This window comes from Butyrivibrio sp. AC2005 (genome assembly GCF_000424145.1).
Taxonomy (GTDB): domain Bacteria; phylum Bacillota; class Clostridia; order Lachnospirales; family Lachnospiraceae; genus Butyrivibrio.
On the sequence record NZ_AUJI01000010.1, the window covers coordinates 200,506 to 219,449 of the forward strand.

Annotated in this window: 17 protein-coding genes and 1 riboswitch; of the genes, 7 read left to right on the forward strand and 10 right to left on the reverse strand. The window is 42.1% G+C overall.

All coding sequences use genetic code 11. From position 1 onward, the window contains the following. Positions 1 to 32: 32 nt before the first annotated feature. From G602_RS0102405 to metK, 9 genes are all read right to left on the reverse strand, one after another. On the reverse strand, positions 33 to 611 hold the full coding sequence (locus tag G602_RS0102405; protein ID WP_049945009.1) for a DUF6465 family protein: 579 nt from the start codon (positions 609 to 611) through the stop codon (positions 33 to 35). A 91-nt stretch (positions 612 to 702) separates the two neighbouring features. After that, positions 703 to 1,899, reverse strand: coding sequence for a pyridoxal phosphate-dependent aminotransferase (locus G602_RS0102410; protein ID WP_026657495.1), 1,197 nt, complete (start codon positions 1,897 to 1,899; stop codon positions 703 to 705). Beyond that, positions 1,896 to 2,849 carry a glycosyl transferase GT17 family protein gene (locus G602_RS0102415; RefSeq protein WP_026657496.1) on the reverse strand — a complete coding sequence of 318 codons (954 nt, stop codon included), beginning with the start codon at positions 2,847 to 2,849 and terminating at the stop codon, positions 1,896 to 1,898. The genes G602_RS0102410 and G602_RS0102415 overlap by 4 nt, the downstream gene beginning before the upstream one ends. Further along, positions 2,839 to 3,960, reverse strand: a complete 1,122-nt coding sequence (locus G602_RS28500; protein WP_026657497.1) for a glycosyltransferase family A protein — start codon at positions 3,958 to 3,960, stop codon at positions 2,839 to 2,841. The genes G602_RS0102415 and G602_RS28500 overlap by 11 nt, the downstream gene beginning before the upstream one ends. Then, entirely contained in the window at positions 3,957 to 4,727 is a 771-nt protein-coding gene (locus G602_RS0102425) for a DUF5672 family protein (protein ID WP_242835476.1), read from the reverse strand. Before G602_RS0102425 ends, G602_RS28500 begins: the two co-directional genes overlap by 4 nt. Positions 4,728 to 4,864: 137 nt before the next feature. Further along, positions 4,865 to 5,908, reverse strand: a complete 1,044-nt coding sequence (locus G602_RS0102430; RefSeq protein WP_026657500.1) for a glycosyl transferase — start codon at positions 5,906 to 5,908, stop codon at positions 4,865 to 4,867. A 56-nt stretch (positions 5,909 to 5,964) separates the two neighbouring features. Beyond that, entirely contained in the window at positions 5,965 to 7,854 is a 1,890-nt protein-coding gene (gene asnB / locus G602_RS0102435) for an asparagine synthase (glutamine-hydrolyzing) (RefSeq protein WP_026657501.1), read from the reverse strand. 84 nt (positions 7,855 to 7,938) lie between these two features. Further along, entirely contained in the window at positions 7,939 to 8,280 is a 342-nt protein-coding gene (locus G602_RS0102440; RefSeq protein ID WP_155829664.1) for a hypothetical protein, read from the reverse strand. A gap of 362 nt (positions 8,281 to 8,642) precedes the next feature. Beyond that, positions 8,643 to 9,839: a methionine adenosyltransferase gene (gene metK, locus G602_RS0102445; RefSeq protein ID WP_044930842.1), complete on the reverse strand. Its 1,197-nt coding sequence runs from the start codon at positions 9,837 to 9,839 to the stop codon at positions 8,643 to 8,645. 146 nt (positions 9,840 to 9,985) lie between these two features. After that, a riboswitch (SAM riboswitch) is annotated at positions 9,986 to 10,079 on the reverse strand. A gap of 455 nt (positions 10,080 to 10,534) precedes the next feature. Between metK and G602_RS0102450 the strand changes: the two genes are divergently transcribed. The 5 genes from G602_RS0102450 to G602_RS0102470 all read left to right on the forward strand — a co-directional run bounded on the left by G602_RS0102450 (position 10,535) and on the right by G602_RS0102470 (position 15,107). Continuing rightward, complete coding sequence (locus tag G602_RS0102450) at positions 10,535 to 10,810, forward strand: helix-turn-helix domain-containing protein (RefSeq protein WP_022763376.1); 276 nt, start codon at positions 10,535 to 10,537, stop codon at positions 10,808 to 10,810. Then, complete coding sequence (locus tag G602_RS24855) at positions 10,797 to 11,999, forward strand: type II toxin-antitoxin system HipA family toxin (RefSeq protein ID WP_081675804.1); 1,203 nt, start codon at positions 10,797 to 10,799, stop codon at positions 11,997 to 11,999. The genes G602_RS0102450 and G602_RS24855 overlap by 14 nt, the downstream gene beginning before the upstream one ends. A gap of 141 nt (positions 12,000 to 12,140) precedes the next feature. Further along, entirely contained in the window at positions 12,141 to 13,547 is a 1,407-nt protein-coding gene (locus tag G602_RS0102460; protein WP_026657504.1) for an MATE family efflux transporter, read from the forward strand. A 132-nt stretch (positions 13,548 to 13,679) separates the two neighbouring features. Continuing rightward, positions 13,680 to 14,372 carry a YczE/YyaS/YitT family protein gene (locus G602_RS0102465; RefSeq protein ID WP_026493032.1) on the forward strand — a complete coding sequence of 231 codons (693 nt, stop codon included), beginning with the start codon at positions 13,680 to 13,682 and terminating at the stop codon, positions 14,370 to 14,372. A gap of 192 nt (positions 14,373 to 14,564) precedes the next feature. Then, entirely contained in the window at positions 14,565 to 15,107 is a 543-nt protein-coding gene (locus tag G602_RS0102470; RefSeq protein ID WP_026657505.1) for a PepSY domain-containing protein, read from the forward strand. 90 nt (positions 15,108 to 15,197) lie between these two features. Here the strand turns inward: G602_RS0102470 and G602_RS0102475 are convergent, their stop codons facing one another. Continuing rightward, entirely contained in the window at positions 15,198 to 17,603 is a 2,406-nt protein-coding gene (locus G602_RS0102475) for a Tex family protein (RefSeq protein WP_026657507.1), read from the reverse strand. 270 nt (positions 17,604 to 17,873) lie between these two features. Between G602_RS0102475 and G602_RS0102480 the strand changes: the two genes are divergently transcribed. Next, entirely contained in the window at positions 17,874 to 18,278 is a 405-nt protein-coding gene (locus G602_RS0102480; protein ID WP_026657508.1) for a hypothetical protein, read from the forward strand. A 14-nt stretch (positions 18,279 to 18,292) separates the two neighbouring features. Further along, positions 18,293 to 18,841, forward strand: coding sequence for a hypothetical protein (locus G602_RS24860; protein ID WP_044930843.1), 549 nt, complete (start codon positions 18,293 to 18,295; stop codon positions 18,839 to 18,841). Positions 18,842 to 18,944 lie beyond the last annotated feature (103 nt).

The following is an 18,944-nucleotide window of genomic DNA, read 5'->3' on the forward strand; positions in this document are numbered from 1 at the left end:
AACTACGTTCTCGGGGATTAACCATCAGAATATTACATTCCAAAATCAGCGTGAACCTCGCCGTTAACAACGAAGTATACTCTCTCCTCTTCGGGCTTAACATAAAGCTCAAGAGTCTTGATCTCAGAAACTTTTCTTCCTAAATCATACTGCCAAACATTCTTAGCATTCTCTACAAATGTGTCATAAGTAACACTCTTGTCAGCATACTGAAGAACAATATTTGTCTTTGTTGCAGCAGCCTTTGTAGCTGTAGCCTTCTTTTCTGCAGGCTTTTTAGCTTCTGCCTTCTTTTCTACGGGCTTAGCCTCAACCTTCTTAGTTGCAGCCTTCTTTGCAGCAGGCTTCTTCTCTGCAGCGGGCTTCTCTTCTTTTTTATCAGCTGCCTTAGGTTCTGCCTTCTTCTCAGCAGCCTTTGTAGCTGTAGCCTTTTTAACTGTTGTCTTCTTTGCTGCAGGCTTCTTGGCAGCGGCTTTCTTTGTAGCAGCCTTAGCCTCTTCCTTCGGAGCCTCTTCTGTCTTTACTTCTTCTTTCTTTTCTGCAGCAATTACCGGTTTCTTGATAGTTGCAATCGGCTTTAAAGCTGCTTCTCTCAACTTGTCGTCAGCCATATCTCCCTCTCTTTCACGTAAGGAACGCATGCTATGCGTTTTAGCAAATTTATCATTACGATTTTGAGTTTAGTACAATTATCGAAAAAAGTCAACATTTATGCGCATTTAGACCTATTTCAATTCTGTCAATCGCCATTTTAAGCACTTCCATGGAACTCGCAAACGAAATTCTCAGGAATCCAGGGGCAAAATAGGCACTTCCGGGCATTACGGCAACGTGATGTTTCTCCAAAAGATATTCACAAATATCTGTATCCTTTTCAATCACACCATATCCTTCATATTCTTTTCCCAGGAAAGCTCTTATATCGAAGAAAGCATAAAAGGCGCCTTGTATCTCATGGCAAATAACTCCCGGAATTTTTGAAAGCCTGTCCTGAACGTAGTCCTTCCTTTTCCCAAACTCAGATGCCATATAGGAAACACACTCCTGCGGACCATTAAGTGCCTCAACGGCTGCATACTGTGAAATGCTTGGAGGAGTTGTGGTAGTCTGACTCTGCACCTTAACTGCGTTCGCGATAACATCTCGCCTTCCGCACACATATCCAAGTCTCCAGCCTGTCATTGAATAGGTCTTTGAAAAACCATTCACGACAATTGTCCTGTCCTTCATTCCTTCAATAGAAGAAACACTAAAATGACGATTACCTTCAAATATTATTTTTTCATAGATTTCATCGGAAATAATAAAGATATCTTTGCGGACCGCGATCTCCGCAAGGGTCCTGAGCTCATCCTCGCCGTAAACCTTACCGGTGGGATTATCAGGGGTACATATTATGACGGCCTTTGTATGCTCATTGCAAGCATCCTCAATAGCCTCAAGATTAAGTGAAAAATCATCGTTTCTGGGAACCATAACAGGCGTTCCACCTGCAAGGCGAACCATATCGGGATAGCTGACATAACAGGGAGTCGGGATTATTACTTCATCACCCTCGCCCGCAACAGCACAAAGCGCAGCAAACAGCGCCTGCTTCGCGCCAACCATGACAGCAACCTCATCCATTCCGTAGGTAACACCATTGTCCCTGCGGAGCTTCTCTATAATAGCCTCTCTGAGAGGCGCAATTCCGTTTCCGGTCGTGTACTTCGTAAAATCTTCCCGGATAGCCCTTATTCCTGCCTCTTTAACATTTTCAGGCGTTGGAAAATCCGGTTCTCCCACATTAAGCGAAATAATGTCCTCGCCCTTTCGCCTCATCTCATCCACCTTAGCAAAAAGCGCAGTGGTCGGCGAAACTCTTAAGGTCGACATCCTACTGGATAAATTTGTGCTCATTTTTTCAACATCCTCCTCAGCTTGTGATAAGCCTTTCTGCAAAATCTCCCCACCGTAATATCAAACTTGTGATAAAGTCTCGAAAGCGGAGTAATCTCCGGCATCACCAGGTAGTCATATTCCCCAATATGCTCCCTTAAATACGCAGGGTAAGTTTCATCTATCTGAACTCTTTCGAATTTTGCGTCTCTTCCGAATATATCCTGTCCAAGTACCAGCCTGTCCATAGTCTCTGCAAGAATCTCTCTGTCATTATATTCCTGGTGTGCGGCAGCCTTGACCTTTACCCCGATTCTCTTTGCGGGATTTGTCTCATGGTGTCCGCCCATATAACCAAAATGCCAGCCACCACCGGCTATTCTCACCGACCTTTTATCAGTAGGCGGTACAAGATCTCTCAAGCGGACAATTCCTTCTCCGGGAATATTATCTATGGAAGTTACCTTAGTTCCCAGCCACTTCCTGGCAGAAACTGCAATCTCAGGAAATTCTCCTGTTATTGACAACAGTTTTCCTGATTTTTCTTCCATATTAAAAAAGCCATAGAAGTTTCTCTGTGCAAGATGATAAACCTTTGTCTTATCAAAATTATGGATAATTTCTTCCAAAACCTTAGGATTGGGTATCTCATCCACATCTCCAAAAAGAATAATATCGTCTGATGTAGCTCCGACTCTCTTCAAGCCTTCTTCCAGATAATTCTTCTGAAAATAGTCTCTCTCATGAGTAAGCGCTTCTTTTGGAGTATCGGTAACAACCACATATTCTATGCGGTCAAGAAACTCTTTGTAGAACTCTTTGTTTTTCTCAAAGCACAACTCCTTTTCCTCGCCGGAAAAGGTCATGGTTGCTTCTTCGATTATGAATTTATCAACATATGGGCCGAGTATATTTAATCTGAGCTTTAATATATCAACCTCATTAAAAAACGGGATACAATCATATACCATTTTTTCTGATCCTCGCTTTAATATAGGACTTAAACTTATGCTTGCGACATGAATTCATGAGCTTCTTCTCAGCATCATCCATAACCTGAAGCCCGTGTACGAAAACATCCTCCTCGGGTGCCCAGTCGGGAAGCTCTTGCAGGGCGTACTTTTCATAAAAATCCGTCGTCATCATGTCCTTAAGCTTTACTTTTATATCACCGACAGGAAGGCTTGAATAAATCAGCTTTTTCATGCCTATTGTGCAGGTCAGTGTCTTCCTCTGCCTGATAATCTCATCGTACTTATCACCGCACCACTTATGAGCATATTCATCAAAAGCCTCCCAGGCCTTAGCCTGATTATCAAGAAATTCCTCGTGATAGCTTCCTGTAAGTCCTTCCTCATTTATCCTGTAAAGATACAGTATGCGGTCAAGATATGCAATACCTTTTGCCCTATCAATTATTGCTGCGGTCTGCAAAAGGTCCTCTCCGTGATTAAGGCGTTTCCCATCCGAAAGGCATGTTTCTCTTGCAAGTTCTCTTTTTATGCACTTGTTCCACATGGCATTGAGTGAATCTCCGGAGCACATGAGTCTGTGAAAATCCGCTCTGTCCTCGGTTCCGTAAACAACACCTTCCTTAAAAGGAAATTTAAACATTTTATTATCAGGCGTCTGGAGTTCAGCAGCATTGTACAGAATTACATCAACAGCCTCTCTTCCATCCACAGTCTTATGTCCACTATCCTCATACTCTTTATCAGAAGAACTGTCTTCAAGTACATGTTTACTAATTTCTTCATGAAGGTTTTTAATCAGCCCCGGCACCACCTTGTCATCGGCATCCATAAAAACTATCCACTTACCGGAAGAAAGTCTTACGCCCTCCTGCCTTGCTTCGTAAGCAGATGCTTTACCCATATGGGTGTTCTTAATCCGAATATTCTCACATATACTATTTGCTGAATAATCATCGCAAATATCAGCACTGCCATCTTCAGAGCCATTTTCAATCAGCAGAACTTCCAGTTCAACATCGGATGGTATCTCCTGAGCAATCACGGAATCTACCGCTTCTCTTATGTACTTTTCAGCATTATGAACAGGAATTATTACTGAAAACTTCATGTAATCTTATGCTCCCTCTTCCATTTCTCTGATTTTCTCCAGAATAGCAGCGGTCTGACAGCACGTTTAAATCTCTTTTTAGGACTGTAAAATCTCGGATAGTTCTTATTTTCTCCCCACCATTTATGAAATACAAAAGGTTCAATTCCCTTGTTCTCGGGAAGAGGATGTTCTCTTCCGAATTTCACCGCCGTCTCGATCGGAGCCCATCTGAGTCCATGCTCCTCCATTTCATTTTTGCAATAGCAGCAAAGGAATATATCTTCATTATAAAAACCATCGTATACCTTTTCCCATGGAAGATGATGCTCCACCGGATACTCCAGAAGTCTTTTTGATCTTATTGACACGCTGTTTCCCACACGACAGATTTCTCCGTTCCTGTCACGATAGGCATAATCATTCTTCGGAAGAGGCCAGGGTGATCCAATATAATCATATTGTAGAAATTCGTCCGACCAGTTTTCGGGATGTATAACAAATCCATCTGCATGAACAATTAGAACAAACTCGGTTTTAATATGTCTTCCCAGCTCGTAGACCATCTTATAATTAAATTTATCAATATCATCAAGCTTGGTTGTATAACTGAATCTGATGTTCTTTGGCAGGTAAAAAGGCTTTTTGTCCGTAATAAGAACAGCATCACCGAACTCTATGTCCCGCATGCTGTACTTCATAGCCTCAACCGTCTCATATACATCAACACTCGTCATTGCTGCGATGGTGACATTGGGAAGTTTGATTTTTTTCGTTGTTTCGCTCATATTTAATACTCTTTTTTCGCACACAATTCCAATAAAGCCTTCCCCTTAGGGGCGTAAGACGTCCAGAGGACGTCTGCTTTACGCAGACCGAAGCGGAACGTAGACCGGTATCAGCAATGCTGACGGATGATAGCATCCTATTTCCTGTAGGTCTTGATAAGACCGGTTCTTCTTCCAAGAGATCTCACAATCTTCCAGAAGAAAAATCGCCCATACAGAAGCCTTCTCTTTATATTTTGGAAAAAGGTCACTACCCCTCCCGGTCTTACATTCCTCTTAGCATAGAGCGCCGATCTCTTCTTGTATTCCTCAAGTTCAGCTCTACACTCGTCAGCTGTAAACAGCTTTCCTTTTTTATCCTGATAAGTCAGGAAGCTGTATATATTCTGCTCCGATGACCAGAAGCCATCAGAAATATTGTGCCTTGCCCAGTATTTTGGAGCTATGGCATATTTAAGCTCTGTGCTGGACATAACCGGCATCATCGCAAAAGACGAATTGGACAGAATAAGGTATCTGGCATTTTTTATGGTGACGTAATCCTTACCCATATCAAAATGGTGGCACTCATACTCCGGAAGCACCTTCCTTGCTGCCTCTTCATCCTCTGTAATTATCATGAACCTCATATCAGGGTTCACTTTTTTCATATTCTCAATTGCATTAAGCCAATACTTTCTGTCAAGAAAAAGCTCTGGGCAGCTCGTATACTCTCCGCCACGCATGTTAATTATGCAAAGATCATCCGCTGTATATTCATAGGACTCCGCCTCTTCTTTTACGTGGAGCCAGTCCTTAATCTTATGCCTGTACTTTTCAAAATAGGACTGATCCTGAAGATTACCATAAATCAGTGTATTGTCCTCTATCTCGAAGAGCTTCGGATCCGCGCCTGATATGTAACATCCATTCGTCATATCATGAATGGAATTCCCCATATAAAGTCTGTCATCCTGCTCCTTGAAAATCGTGAACTTATCCATATCCTCCCTGGGGATTTCCTCTCCAAGGTCTATATCCATAAAGTACATTCCCTTATTTGAATGGAAAACATTGCCCACCTGTCCAGGATTAACGAATCCGAAGGGAACGCCCTTTTCCTCGGCAAGACATCTTGTCACTATATAGAAAAACAGCTGATTTCCCAAGCCGTATCCTTTTATAAATTCTGTTCCTATCATATTTATATCCTTCTTACAGATATCCCCTCATCCGTCAGCCCCCCAAGGAGAAGGCTTTACTTCTTTATAAACTCTTCTTCATACCACTGCTGGAACATCAATATGTACCATATCTGTATGCGGTAAATTCCCTTTTCAGTAAAGTCCGTCCAAATTCTTTCAACAACATCAGGATCAAGAATACCCTGCTGCCTGATCTTTTCCTTATTAAGAAGTCCCTCTGCCCAGTCGCGAAGCTCGCTCTCCTTAAGCCACTTCTCGATAGGAATTGAGAAGCCCTTCTTGGGGCGCTCCATCATCTCCCTGGGAACATAGCGGTAAAGCACATCTCTAAGAACCTGCTTACCAACATTTCCGTCACGGAGGTATTCTACAGGAAGTGTCCATGCGAATTCAACCACATCCTTATCCAGCATGGGCACGCGGGTCTCAAGCGAAACAGCCATGGCAGTCCTGTCCACCTTCACCAGAATATCATCGGGATGGTAAACAAGCATATCCATAAGCATGGTCTCGTGATTCACTTCATTTAAGAAACCATTCTGAAGCTCGGTATATTTATAGGGAAGATTTCCCTTTTTAAGCGCGATCATCTTGGTAAGAGGATCTGTCTCATGCTCCATTCTGTGGAGATCAACCGGTCCCTCAGCTCCAAGGAGCGTACCTTTTATCCTGTAAATTTCCTTCTTTGACAGAGGAGAGCCTAGCACCATGGCACTTGCAGCCTTCCTGATAGGATAAGGGATTCCGTGCATCTTGCCCCAGATTCTGCTGATGGACTCATAAGAGGTATAACCGCAGAACAGCTCATCTCCGCCATCTCCGCTAAGAGATACCGTCACATGATCTCTGGTCATCTTGCTTACAAGATAGGTAGGAATTTGTGATGAATCAGCAAAAGGCTCAGCAAACATCTTCGAAAGCTTTGGAATCACAGCCTTCGCATCCTTTTCTGTGATGTAGAGCTCAGTATGCTCAGTTCCAAGGTGCTTTGCAATCTCAGCTGCATAAACAGCTTCATTGTAAGCCTTATCCTCCATACCTATGGTGAAGGTTCTAACCTTACCGGGCTGTAAGTCCTGCATCAGTGCAACAATCGTACTTGAATCAATACCTGCTGATAAAAATGCTCCAACCGGAACATCTGCAACCATCTGCCCCTTAATGGACTCCTTAAGAAGTCTCTCAAGCTCCACGGAGGCTTCCTGCCTTGTTCCCTTAAAAGGATTGTCCTGTCCTTTCTTTGCAGTCTCCTTCATTGACCAGTAGACCGTCTCCGTGGTTTTCAGAGTATCGATGTCTATTGTTAAAAGAGTACCTGCCTCGAGCTTATTTATCCCTTTATATATAGTGTAGGGTGCGGGAATATATCCTTCCGTAAAATAAATATCCAGCACATCAGTGTTAATCTCATTATCAAAACCATCTACAACTCTGAGGCATCCAAGGTCAGATGCAAAGCCAAAGGCACCTGCAACATTTCCATAATAAAGCGGCTTCTCCCCTACTCTGTCCCTGGCAAGTGTAACTGTCCCTGCCTCAGTATCATAAACAGCTATTCCAAACATTCCCTTACACATGGAAAGAGCTTCTTTTGCACCATAATACTCAATTGCCTCAAGCAAAACCTCCGTATCAGAGCTTCCCCTGAAATCAGAATCAGCAGCAAAACCATCCGCTATCAGCTTCTGCTTCACATCCTTATTATTATAAATCTCTCCGTTATAAACCATCACCAGTCTTCCGGAGTGGCTCGTCATGGGCTGTGCACCATTTTTCGAAAGGTCCACAATAGAAAGGCGCCTGTGTCCAAGCGCTACTTCCTTATTGTCACTGATATATACGCCGTTATCATCCGGGCCTCTGTGCACCATGCGGTCATTCATCCTCTGAATGTTCACCTTCGCATCACCACGGAATTTGATTAGTCCTGCTATTCCACACATATGTCTTTCCCTTACACTAGTACATCGCTATCAAATTACATACACTTTTGCTAAAATGCCTGCTTCTATTTGTAATTTCTTCAATCAGAGCAGGCGCATTTTATCAAAATCGTCTGCCCTAATTGTCCATTCTCTTAATATCAGCAGGTAAAATATTCTCGAATCACCTGCCTTAATTGTATATTTTCCTAATAATAGCAGGTAAAATATTCCAGAATCGCCTGCCATAATTATCTGTTTTCCTAATAATAGCAGGCATAATTTCCCAAAATCGCCTGCCTTAATTTTCGTTTTCTCAAATAACAGCAGGCTCAACATCCCTAAATCACCTGCCCTAATTATCATTTTCCTAAACTTCAGCAGGCTCAACGTCCCAAAATCGCCTGCTCTAATTCTCGCTTTCCCAAATAACAGCAGGCTAAACATCCCAAAATCCTGCGCCGCAAACAACATAAAACAAATTCTGATGTTGTTTATGATAAAAGAAAAAACAACCACACTAGGATCTTGTCATTAATATCATTATACTACCACACTAAAGCCTATAATATAAAGCCTCCCCCTTTATCTATCGCCTCCTCCTTTATTATGGCCTTCTCCTTTATCTACAGCCTTCCACCTTCTTAAGGGGCACTCAGCATCCAGAGGGCCGTTGGCTTAGCACAGGCCGAAGCGGAGTGAAGAAATATCCCAGCGAAGCTGACGGATGAGGGATATCCCCCATATAAAAAGCGCCATACCCGAAAGTACAGCGCTCATTACATTAAATATAAAATTTTCAGCGACAATTATGCATTCACAATCTTCTTAAGCTCCTCAGCCTTGTCTGTCTTCTCCCAAGGAAGGTTAAGATCGTTACGTCCGAAGTGTCCGTAAGCAGCTGTCTGCTTGTAGATAGGACGACGAAGATCAAGCATCTTGATGATTCCTGCAGGACGAAGGTCGAATAACTCACGAACTGCAGCAACAAGTTTCTCGTTTGAAACCTTACCTGTTCCGAATGTATCTACGAGAACAGATGTGGGCTGTGCAACACCGATAGCATATGAAAGCTGAACCTCACACTTGTCAGCAAGACCAGCTGCAACGATGTTCTTAGCAACATAACGAGCTGCATAAGCACCTGAACGGTCAACCTTTGTGCAATCCTTACCAGAGAAAGCACCGCCGCCATGACGAGCAGCTCCGCCATAAGTATCAACGATGATCTTACGTCCTGTAAGACCTGCATCACCCTGAGGTCCACCGATTACGAAACGGCCTGTAGGATTGATATAAATCTTTGTATTGTCATCAACCATAGAAGCGTCAACTACTGCATCAATAACGTGCTTTCTGATATCAGCGTGGATCTGCTCCTGAGTAACCTTCTCGTCATGCTGTGTTGAAACAACGATAGCCTCAAGTCTGATGGGCTTGCCGTTCTCATCGTACTCAACAGAAACCTGGCTCTTACCATCTGCTCTAAGATAAGGAAGTGTTCCGTTCTTACGAACCTCTGTGAGCTTCTTTGTAAGCTTGTGAGCAAGAGAAATAGCATAAGGCATAAGCTCCTCTGTCTCGTTTGTAGCATAACCGAACATCATCCCCTGATCTCCGGCACCGATTGCCTCGATCTCCTCGTCAGTCATCTTGTTCTCTCTGGCCTCGATAGCCTTGTCAACACCCATAGCGATATCTGCTGACTGCTGATCAAGAGCTACCATAACTGCACATGTGTTACCATCAAAACCCTTCTCTGAGCTGTCATAACCAATCTCTACGATAGTCTCTCTTGCGATCTTTGCATAATCAACAACTGCCTTAGTTGTGATCTCTCCTGTGATAAGTGCAAAACCTGTGCAGGCTGTAGTCTCACAAGCAACACGGCTCATGGGATCCTGTGCAAGGCAGGCATCAAGGATAGCATCAGAGATGTTATCACAAATTTTATCGGGATGTCCCTCAGTAACTGACTCGGAAGTAAAAATAAACTTTTCTGCCATTATAAATTTCCTTTCTGCGCACTTGCGCTCAAACAAAAAATTAAGTCCATCCGGTTGCGAAGCCAAATGGACCTGATATCAGATAATCAAATCCTCTTATTGCTCGCAGATCCTATCGGCAAATATGTTGCAAACCGATACTCGATCACTTACTCACTACGCTCAGGTTGGCACCTTCCGGACGTCCGGGGTTGCCGTGGCTTCACAGATCCTATGTATCTCCACCACTCTGAATAAGAGAAATGTCACAATATGGAATTGTCATATCTTCTAGATACACTACTATATAAATTTAAATCTTGCAAGATGTTTTAAGAAAAATTAATAAATCATCGCATAATATAGCAATAACAATTCTGATATTATAAAATGATAATACATTTGCATTTAATAAATCACTTTCAATTTAGGCAAGGAAGCATTTGGAAACACACCTCAGAAAGCAAAAGTTACTGTCCGTAACATGAGCTCTAAACAGTTTTCAAAAATCAAACAGCTCATAAAGAAAGCCGGTTTGCAAAAGGCTAAATTCAAAGAAAAAAAATATCCAAACTAATAAACTCGTTATTTGAAATTTATATACTCGGAGCTGCCAATTGGCTGACAATTGGCAGCTCTTTTTTGCTATCATGATAGCATTTTATTGAATGATAATAGCCTAAATGCTATTATAATAGCAATAGGAGAATTAAGCGATGGATTATTTATGGGACACCCCTTCTGACGTTGCAAAAAGATTGGCAACAAAAATAAGAGATATCAGAAAAAGAAAAAAGATAACTCAAAAAGAATTAGCAGGACGTAGTAATGTAAGCTATGCTACGCTCCGAAAATTCGAAAAGACCGGGCAAATATCTTTGGAATCATTTATAAAACTAACCATGGAACTTGGCGTTGTTAATGAACTCAATGAACTATTTACCGAACCCGTTTACAACAGTATTGAGGAAGTTATAAATGCGAACAAATAAGACACTTGACGTATATTATCACGGACAGCATGTGGGAACACTTGCGGAAACTCCCGACAAGAGAATCGCCTTTCAATATAGTAGCGAGTGGCAAAGAAATGGCTTTGCCATTAGCCCCTTTTCATTACCTCTACGGAATGATGTCTTTGTGCCTAACGAAAGGGCTATGGACCGTTTTGGTGGTTTGTTCGGCGTTTTTGCTGACAGCCTGCCGGATAGCTGGGGTGAGCTGTTATTAGACCGACATCTTGAGACACTTGGAATAAAGCGTGGAGAAATATCAACTCTTGAACGTTTAGCATATGTAGGCCAAAGCGGAATGGGCGCTCTTGAATATTTACCATCTAAGGAATCCGACTTTGATTTGAAAAATATTGGCCTTGACTATGATATGATTGCGAAAGAATGCGCAAATATCCTATCATCAAAGCATACTGAGCAATTGGATATACTCTATAAAATGGGTGGATCAAGTGGTGGAACACGTCCCAAAATACTTCTTTCCGAAGGTAATCGGGAATGGATTGTTAAATTCCCAGCCAAAACCGATCCCGAGGTTAGTGGAAAACGCGAATATGACTATTCTCTATGCGCTAAAAGCTGCGGTATTTCCATGACTGAAGCAGAACTTATTCCATCTTCTGTCTGTGACGGTTACTTTAAAACTGAACGATTTGACAGAAAAAGAGGAGAAAAAATTTTTACCATAACCTTCGCAGCACTTTTAGAAGCAGATTTTCGCTCTCCCTCATGTGATTATGAGGCTTTTTTCAAATTAGTAAGAGTACTTACAAAAGATGCCTATTATGACATAGAACAGTTGTATAAAATAATGTGTTTCAACGTCCTGGCTCATAACAGAGATGATCATACTAAGAATTTTTCATTTCTTTATACAGATATGAATGGTTGGAAACTGGCCCCGGCATACGATCTCACTTATAGCGATACCTACTGGGGCGAACATACAACTTCTGTGAATGGTAAAGGAAAAAACATATCCGACAACGACTTAATCACACTCGGAATTGGTGCAGGATTATCTGAAAAAATGTGTAACCAACATCTGACTGATATAAGAAACGAAGTAAAAGCATTAGAAAAATATTTTGATAATCAGAAAGCAGGCAATAATTCCCACGTACCATATAACAAACGATTATCTGATATTACAAAACCAAACTTATAAATCATGTCAAAAAACGGACATAAAAAGACAAATTTCGGTAAGACAACACACTATCCCTTTGTGCTAAACTTTATAAATGGAAACTATTCAAAGTGATTTTACATAAAAACAAATAACTAAACGAAACCAGGGATACAAAAAATGGCACAAAAAACTACAACAAGAAACATGACAAGCGGCTCAATCTTAAAGCAGATAATTGCGTTCTCGCTGCCGCTTATGTTCGGAAATATTTTTCAGATGTTATATAACACCGTAGATTCGATCGTGGTGGGCAATTTCGTAGGAAAAGAAGCCCTTGCTGCAGTGGGCTCCACCACCATGATTGTAAATATGCTGGTGTTCTTTTTTAACGGATTTTCAATCGGAGCAGGCGTTCTGATCTCCAGATATTTTGGAGGAAAGGATTTAAAAGGTCTCCACCTTGCAATCGAAACCACGATTGCTACAACACTTGTATTCTGCGTACTGTTTACAATTATCGGTAGTGCAGGCGTGGTTCCGATGCTGAAATTTATGGCAACTCCTGATGATGTTATGCCCGAGGCAACCACTTATCTTAGAATATATTTCCTTGGATTTTCAGGTCTTCTTATTTATAACATGGGAAGCGGAATCCTTAGAGCTGTAGGTGATACTACGAGGCCTCTTATGTTCCTCATTCTGACAAGTCTTATGAACATCGTTCTTGACCTTGTCTTCGTAATCGGTCTCCACGCAGGAATTGCAGGTGTTGCCTATGCAACCATCATTTCCCAGTTTATTTCAGCCATTCTCACGCTGATGCTTCTTACAAGGACAAACGATATCTACAAGCTTGTCTGGAAGGATCTGACACTTGATAAAACTATCCTTAAAGGCATCTTCATGGTTGGCCTCCCTGCAGGTATACAGTCAGTTATTACAGCTTTTTCTAATGTATTCGTGCAATCCTACATAAATCATTTCGGTTCAAGCTGCATGGCAGGCTGGAGCAGCTACAACAAACTCGATACCTTCATAATGCTGCCCATGTCCAGCTTTGCTATGGCTGCCACAACGTTTGTCAGTCAGAACATCGGCGCAGGAAAAGAAAAACGAGCAGAAAAAGGAACCAGAACAGCTATACTTCTGTCAACCTTTGTTACCTTTGTTATTGCCCTCATGCTTTACATATTTGCAAGACCTGCCATAAGACTCTTTTCATCAGACGAGTCGGTTATCGAATTCGGAGCACTTTTCATTCAGACAAACGTGTTCTTCCTTATTGCAAACTGCGTAAACCACACTCTCGCTGCTGCCCTTCGCGGACGCGGTGATTCCAGAGGTCCCATGGTCATTATGATTGCAACCTTCGTTGTGGTAAGACAGATATATCTCTTCGTACTAACTCATTTCATAGTAAATGACCCGAAGTGGGTAGGATTTGGTTATCCCGTGGGTTGGATGTGCTGCTGCGTGGTAGAGCTCATCTACTACAACATTAAGTGGAAGGGCAAAGCTCAAATAGTAAAGAATCCTGATATCATCAATTACGCATCCGATGAAAAAGAGCACAAAAAGGCATGATTATCAGAAAAAGAACACACAAAATGACAATGTTGCCCAAAATCGATTTTGCTATAGTACTTTGAGTAACAAAATATGACTTCTTCCGCTTTTACATACATGAAGTCATCGTAATCTTCTTTGGAGGAATCAATGTTAAAAAAGATTGACGCAGAAATGAAACGTCGCCTTGCCATGACCTTTGGAGGCGTACTTATATCAGGTTTTTCCGTTGGAATGTTCCAGTTTTCACTTATGGGAATGGATCCGTTCCAAGTATTTGCCCACGGAATCTGGACACAGCTCCTGCATATAATGACTGATGGAACACCAAGGTTCTTTACAGAATTTGATCCGGCAAACGCAGTCATAGGCTACGGTATCGTTTATATGATAATCAATATGGTGCTGCTGGTGTTTGATTTCTTTTTGGATAAAAAGAAGATAGGAATCGCAACCTTCATCAATCTGTTTCTGCTTGGTTATGTGGTTGATTTCTCCTATAGTATTTGGATCAGGCTGATACCCGAGCCGACATTTTTAATAAGAATTGTATTCCTTCTCGTAGCGATTGTAATCATATGCTTTGGTTCTGCATTATACTTCACAAGTGACCTCGGTGTGTCAACCTACGACGCAATAGCACTCTCTCTGTCCGAGCAGAAAAAATGGGACTTTAAATTTGTAAGAATAACCTGTGACCTCATCTGCACAGGACTGGGATTTGTGATGGGTGTTCTCCCGGGAATAGGAACCATTATTACTGCATTTTTCATGGGACCTCTCATCGAGTTCTTCAATGTTCATGTAGCAAGACCTCTAAGATATGGCAAGAACGCAAAATAATAGTAAGGATACCAAAGGCTATGGAAGATTGATTTTCCATAGCCTTTTTTCAAAAGAGTTTATCTATATTTAATAAACCTTTCATCCTTACCTTTCTTAAAAACCATATAATTAAATATATAGATGTAAAAAACTTACAGCTTTACAGATGATTTGAATTGATTCATCTCTTTTTTTGCAAGGAATTTCCAAATGAAAAAAATCATTTTAGCAATCCCTATTACCGCCATAGTTCTGGCAGCCACTTTATTTTTTTCACCTGCAAGTGCTATGACCAACACAGAGATTTCTCTAGACGAAGCCACACAGATTGCTCTTCTGAATGCAGGCTTTAATGCAGATGAGGTCGTTATCATAAAATCTGAAAGAGAAGTCGAGAATGGAATCGCACAATATGATATAGGTTTCGTTGTAGAACCCGATGAGTATTATTACGAAATAGAGGCTTCTACCGGCAAAATACTCTATTATATGTACTATGACGAGAAAAAGCGCAAGCTCAGGGAATCCAATCCTGTTCCACCTCCGCAGGAGATACCCCCGGATCAGGCTCTTGATATTGCTCTAAAGCATGCAGGCTACACCGCTGCTGAGACCACCGGCTCTGAAGTCAAAAACGACTACGATCAGGGTGAAAACATCTATGAAGTTGTATTCTATATTTATGGAAAAGAATACCAATACGATATCAGAGTATCAGATGGACAAATTCTTGATTATGAGATTGATCATTAATAAATTCAAGGCTGCCGCAGTCAACTGCAGCAGCCTTTACACTCTATTATAATAATATTTCTAAACCTATCATTTTCTTTAAAAATCTACTTACTTCTTTATCTTCATGGTAAGTCCGATTCTCTGTTTCTTCACATCAACCTCGATAACCTGGACATCAACGATATCTCCGACGCTTACTGCATCAAGAGGATGCTTGATATAGCGGTCTGTTATCTGAGAGATGTGCACAAGACCATCCTGGTGAACACCTATATCCACGAAAGCACCGAAGTCTACGATATTTCTTACTGTTCCCTTAAGAATCATTCCGGGCTTTAAGTCCTTCATATCCATTACATCACTTCTGAGGATAGGAGCAGGCATGCTCTCTCTGGGGTCACGTGAAGGCTTCTCAAGCTCTGAGAGAATATCAGTAAGAGTAATCTCACCAACTCCGAGCTCCTCAGCGAGCTTCTTCTTATCGCCCACCTTATTAAGGAGGCTTCCACCTGCAAATCCTGCACCAATACCTGCGCCTGCATTATTGCCGGATTTTCCCTTAGCAACGCCATTATCAGAAGCTGACTGTGCGCTATCTGCAACAAGATTTGCCCCGTTTAATGCTGCCGCTAGAGCTGCTCCCATAGCGGTACTGGTATTTTTGACAACAAATGTCTTTTCCTTCTTGGGGTTCTTGCCTTTGTTTCTATCACCTGCACCCTTAGCTTCTGCCTTCTTGGCTTCAGCCTTTGCCTTGGCACTCTTCTTCTGAGCTTCTCTTACATCATCCATGGTAAGTCCAAGCTTATCCATAAGCTTCTCAGCTGCCTCATAGGACTCCGGATGTACACTCGTATCATCGAGAGCATTCTTACCATCGTGAATACGTAAAAATCCTGCACACTGCTCATAGGCCTTGGGACCAAGCTTCGGTACCTTAAGGAGTTCATCTCTGCTCTCAAATTTGCCGTTAGCCTCGCGGTACTCTACGATATTCTTGGCAATTACCTTGCTGATACCTGATATATAAGTAAGAAGTGGAGCTGATGCTGTATTAAGGTCAACACCTACCTTGTTAACGCAGTCCTCAACCACACCTGAAAGAGCTTCTCCAAGCTTCTTCTGGTTCATATCGTGCTGATACTGTCCGACACCGATACTCTGAGGATCGATTTTTACAAGCTCTGCAAGAGGATCCTGAAGACGTCTAGCGATGGAAGCTGCACTTCTCTGTCCTACGTCAAACTGTGGAAACTCCTCTGTAGCAAGCTTACTTGCTGAATAAACCGAAGCACCTGCCTCGTTTACGATTACGTACTGAACGGGCTTATCAAGCTCCTTAATAAGCTCTACGATTACCTGCTCCGATTCTCTTGAAGCAGTACCATTACCTACTGAAATAAGGTCAACATCATACTTCTTGATAAGTTTTTTAAGTTCTGCCTTGGCTTCCTCAACCTTGTTCTGAGGCGCTGTGGGATAGATAACCTTTGTATCAAGAACTTTTCCTGTGGCATCAACGATAGCAAGTTTGCAGCCTGTTCTGAAAGCAGGATCCCAGCCAAGTACTGTCTTACCTGCAATCGGAGGCTGCATAAGAAGCTGCTCCAGGTTCTTGCCAAATACGCCTATAGCGCTGTCCTCTGCCTTTTCAGTAAGCTCGTTTCTGATATCACGCTCAATTGCGGGAGCTATAAGTCTGTCATAGGAATCCTTGCAAACAGCCTGAAGTACTGGTGTTGTCTCGGGATTTTCCTTTGTAATTGTCTTCTTTTCAAGGAAACGAAGTATCTGTTCCTCGGGTGCTGTAATCTTAACTGTAAGGAACTTCTCTGCTTCGCCTCGGTTAAGGGCAAGTACTCTGTGTCCGAGGATCTTGTTTACAGGCTCCTCGAAGTTGTAGTACATCTCATAAACGCTCTCTGCCTTCTCATCCTTGGCATTAGATGTCACAAAGCCCTGATTCCAGGTTTCCTCACGGATATATGTACGATAGTCAGCATTATCAGAGATTTCCTCGGCGATGATATCCATGGCACCCTGAATAGCTTCCTGAATATTCTTAACCTCTTTTTCTTCATTAACGTAGGGAGCCGCTTCCTCAATAAGTGTCTTAGTGGTCTCCTGAGCCCTGATGATATCCGCAAGACCATCAAGTCCCTTTTCCTTCGCAACGGAAGCTCTTGTCTTTCTCTTAGGCCTGTAAGGTCTGTAAAGATCTTCAACCGCAACCATGGTCTCAGCTGCGATGATCTTAGCCTTGAGCTCGTCTGTAAGCTTACCCTGCTCTTCTATACTGGAAATAACCTGCTCTTTTTTCTCTTCAAGACCTCTTAAATATGTAAGTCTCTCGCCCAGAGTTCTGAGCTGCTCATCGTTAAGAGATCCGGTTACCTCCTTACGATATCTTGAAATAAAAGGTATGGTGTTACCTTCATCAATAAGCTTAACTGCTGCCTCCACCTGCCATTTCTGTACACTGAGTTCTTCTGTAATTTTCTGTAAAATATCCATACTGACTGTATAACTCCTTGAATTTATTCAGCTCTTCGCTTTTTCAAAAAAGAAATGTAAAGCGACACTTCACTATTTTACTATGAGGTCGCCCCCTTTTTCAATCATAGTCATTTTTCATCAAAATTTAATACACAATCCCCTCTTTTTGCGGTAAACTTAAAGTGAAGTATTGTCATTTTTTATTATGCCATATTCAAAAAAATAAGAAACGGCAAGAGGAGGAACCTGCCGGCACAGTTATCAGATGCCCGGCACACAAACTGATAAATGACTGAGAGTTTTGAATATAACCGGACCCATAACCCTTTAAATCCCAGGGTTACACTGGCTACTATCGCCTCGATTATAGGCCTGGTTTCAATAGCACTTTTATTAAGTGTTTATTTCTCCATCATACTTGGAGGAATTGCAATAACCCTTGCATTTCTCACCAGAGATGAAAAGGGCTATCTATATCCGCAGGCAAAGAGAGCAATAATCTTTGGCCTCATCGGATTATTTGGGGGATACGCACTGATTGTTACATCCTTCGTGACGGTATTTACCGATCCCGAAGCGCACAAAATGGTAAATCAGTATTCTCAGGCGATTACAGGTGAGAGCTTTGATGACATGTTCAAGGAGATCACCAATAATCTCGGAATACAATTTGACATTCCTGCTGAGAATTAAAAGAGGATGTGCTTATGAGTGGTATCAGTGGAATTGGATTTAACAGTTCATACGCATCAGGATTCTTTGGTCCTGCCTTTAATAACGGCGGCTCCGGAACAGTTTCTGAAGCAGCAGCCGGTTCTGTCCCCGTCATGGGCGATGGCAAGGTTACACTGAATCCCGGGGAATCCGTTGAGAAAAAGCCCGGTATGCGCTCATCACCGGCTGAATGCGAGACCTGCAAGAATCGCAAATATCAGGATGGCTCAAACGAAAACGTTTCTTTCAAGAGCGCCTCGCATATCTCTCCCGAAGCGGCTCCTGCACGAGTTCGCGGGCATGAACAGGAACATGTTGCCAACGCATACAAAAAAGCAGCTGAGGGTAACGGTAAGGTATTACAGGCATCCGTCAAGATTACTACAGCGGTATGCCCCGAGTGTGGAAGGACATATGTATCCGGCGGACTCACAACCACTCAGATAATGTATAAAAACGAAGACAATCCTTATCAGAAAAACAAAAAATCTGCAGATGCGGCAAGCGGTATCATAGGATCAAGCTTCGACGCTGCAGTTTAATACGTTTTATATAAGGTGAAGCCCCAGTGCTTCGCCTTATCTTATGTAAATATACTGAGTGTGGCATTTTTGAAGCTCAGCATAAAAAACTAACAAAAAGAGG

Bases quoted from the DNA above. Each gene is read 5' to 3' on its own strand.
- G602_RS0102410 (WP_026657495.1), bottom strand. From the start codon at position 1,899: ATGAGCACAAATTTATCCAGTAGGATGTCGACCTTAAGAGTTTCGCCG.
- G602_RS0102405 (WP_049945009.1), bottom strand. From the start codon at position 611: ATGGCTGACGACAAGTTGAGAGAAGCAGCTTTAAAGCCGATTGCAACT.
- G602_RS0102480 (WP_026657508.1), top strand. From the start codon at position 17,874: ATGACTGAGAGTTTTGAATATAACCGGACCCATAACCCTTTAAATCCC.
- G602_RS0102415 (WP_026657496.1), bottom strand. From the start codon at position 2,849: ATGGTATATGATTGTATCCCGTTTTTTAATGAGGTTGATATATTAAAG.
- G602_RS0102440 (WP_155829664.1), bottom strand. From the start codon at position 8,280: ATGTTTAGCCTGCTGTTATTTGGGAAAGCGAGAATTAGAGCAGGCGAT.
- asnB (WP_026657501.1), bottom strand. From the start codon at position 7,854: ATGTGTGGAATAGCAGGACTAATCAAATTCCGTGGTGATGCGAAGGTG.
- G602_RS0102460 (WP_026657504.1), top strand. From the start codon at position 12,141: ATGGCACAAAAAACTACAACAAGAAACATGACAAGCGGCTCAATCTTA.
- G602_RS0102475 (WP_026657507.1), bottom strand. From the start codon at position 17,603: ATGGATATTTTACAGAAAATTACAGAAGAACTCAGTGTACAGAAATGG.
- G602_RS0102470 (WP_026657505.1), top strand. From the start codon at position 14,565: ATGAAAAAAATCATTTTAGCAATCCCTATTACCGCCATAGTTCTGGCA.
- metK (WP_044930842.1), bottom strand. From the start codon at position 9,839: ATGGCAGAAAAGTTTATTTTTACTTCCGAGTCAGTTACTGAGGGACAT.
- G602_RS0102465 (WP_026493032.1), top strand. From the start codon at position 13,680: ATGTTAAAAAAGATTGACGCAGAAATGAAACGTCGCCTTGCCATGACC.
- G602_RS0102425 (WP_242835476.1), bottom strand. From the start codon at position 4,727: ATGAGCGAAACAACGAAAAAAATCAAACTTCCCAATGTCACCATCGCA.
- G602_RS24860 (WP_044930843.1), top strand. From the start codon at position 18,293: ATGAGTGGTATCAGTGGAATTGGATTTAACAGTTCATACGCATCAGGA.
- G602_RS28500 (WP_026657497.1), bottom strand. From the start codon at position 3,960: ATGAAGTTTTCAGTAATAATTCCTGTTCATAATGCTGAAAAGTACATA.
- G602_RS0102450 (WP_022763376.1), top strand. From the start codon at position 10,535: ATGGATTATTTATGGGACACCCCTTCTGACGTTGCAAAAAGATTGGCA.
- G602_RS24855 (WP_081675804.1), top strand. From the start codon at position 10,797: ATGCGAACAAATAAGACACTTGACGTATATTATCACGGACAGCATGTG.
- G602_RS0102430 (WP_026657500.1), bottom strand. From the start codon at position 5,908: ATGATAGGAACAGAATTTATAAAAGGATACGGCTTGGGAAATCAGCTG.